1 protein-coding gene is annotated in these 988 nt (G+C 37.2%); it reads right to left on the bottom strand.

Features of this window, described 5'->3' with window-relative positions; genetic code table 11:
• Positions 1-294 precede the first annotated feature (294 nt).
• Entirely contained in the window at positions 295-738 is a 444-nt protein-coding gene (locus IG80_RS0111860; protein ID WP_032114237.1) for an NfeD family protein, read from the bottom strand.
• Between the last annotated feature and the right edge of the window lie 250 nt (positions 739-988).

Raw genomic sequence — 988 nt, 5'->3', positions numbered from 1 at the left:
GTTAAACCGCGCAGAGCTCACTATAAGGGAACTTAAAGAATTGAAAGATACAGTTTTAAAACACTTATCGAGCAGCGCCATAAAGCATCCGTATTAAAGGATGAACTTGTATTTCTTCTTGATCGAGGTGAAAGCATCTCGCAACAGCTTGAAAAAGAAATTAGAGAAGCTCGGAAAATTAAAAAACCCAGTGGTTTTTATGATTACCAATCAGCAGCACCTACAGCAAAAACAGAAGAAGAACCTGCTCTGGTTCGTTCTTTAAAAAAAATACGATAAATGTTAGACTTTAATTTATAAAATTTCTACTTGCAATATACTACCTTCGGCAGATACGATCTTAACTCTTGTCCCTTTGTTGCAGTTTGGTCCTTTAATGCTCCAAATTGTATCTCCCAATTGAATTTTTCCTTGTCCATTTTCAAGGGCATTCTCTAACGTAAAGACATGTCCAATATACTGATCGGCGCGTCGATTTAATATCGGAGAGTCTGAAGAATTTTGAGTTCTAGATCTGAAGCGCAAATAAAGCGTAACTGAAGCAACTGAAATGGTTGAAAATAATAACAATTGATAAATTAAACTCAAAGCCGGTAGGATCCAGATCAAAACTCCTATGATTCCTGCTGAGATTGCGAGCCATAAAAAGAAAGCACCAGGAACTGTTAGCTCAAGTATTAAAAATATAACCCCTAAGGTCCACCAATGCCATACTGTGACTTTATAGAGAAAAGCCACTCTTAAATTTCCTTTTTCTTTGAAGTATTTGAACCAAAGGCTTCTTTTGCAATCTCGCTAATTCCCCCTATAGCCCCAATAACACTTGTAGCCTCTAAGGGTAAGAATAATATTTTTTGATTCTCAGCAGCCCCAATTGTTTGTAAGGCGTCAATATATTTTGAGCAACAAAATAGTTAACTGCCTGAGGATTTCCCTTGGCAATGGTGAGTGAAACAGATTCAATTGCTCTTGCTTCTGCTGTCGCAAG

It is taken from the genome of Candidatus Paracaedibacter symbiosus (assembly GCF_000757605.1).
GTDB lineage: Bacteria > Pseudomonadota > Alphaproteobacteria > Paracaedibacterales > Paracaedibacteraceae > Paracaedibacter_A > Paracaedibacter_A symbiosus.
This window is presented reverse-complemented; position numbering and strand designations above follow the sequence as displayed.